Source organism: Dietzia sp. SYD-A1 (assembly GCF_015356725.1).
GTDB lineage: Bacteria > Actinomycetota > Actinomycetes > Mycobacteriales > Mycobacteriaceae > Dietzia.
The window spans coordinates 1-619 of sequence record NZ_JADDKI010000656.1; the positions used below are offsets into that span (position 1 = coordinate 1).

Here is a 619-nt window from a genome sequence, read left to right on the forward strand (position 1 = left end):
GTGCTCATGGGTGGGCCTTTCTGGCGTAGGTGAGGGTCGTCGCCAACGCAGGTTGTTGACGCATCGCATTTATTATCGTTTATCTACTCGCCAGTAGCAAACGGAAATGTCACTTCTGTCTACAAACTCACATTTCCGCGAATCGCGCCCAAATATCAACGTCAACTGCCGTTATGACGGCACTCTCATGTTCTGGACGTGAATCGTGATGTGTCCGCGGGGTTACCTGGACGCTAAATCAGGTCTCGGCATGCGCTCAGGTTGAGCACGCTCAGGCGCCGCGGAGCTCCCACATCCGCAGCGCCAAGCGGAGCTCCATCGCGCGATCACCGCGGCGCCACCCGTCGCCGAGAACCGAGTCCAGCCGGTCGAGTCGCTGATAGACGGTGTTGACGTGGATGTAGAGCCGGTCGGCGGTGGCGGAGGGGCTGGCGTCGGCGGCGAACCAGGCGCTCAGGGTCTCCATGAGGGCGCTGCCCCGGTCGCGGTCATGATCTCGGACCGGCCCGAGGTTGCGGTCGATGAACTGCGTGACGTCCTCCGCGTCGACCTCGCTGAACAGCAGTCCGTACAGGCCGAGCTCCTCGGTCGCCGCGCCCTCGCCCGCACGCCCCAGAGC

The 619-nt window shown here is 63.2% G+C and carries 1 protein-coding gene; it reads right to left on the reverse strand.

Features of this window, described 5'->3' with window-relative positions; genetic code table 11:
- Positions 1 to 271: 271 nt before the first annotated feature.
- The coding region (locus tag IY392_RS18270; protein WP_194861994.1) for a CdaR family transcriptional regulator at positions 272 to 619 on the reverse strand (348 nt) is incomplete at its 5' end.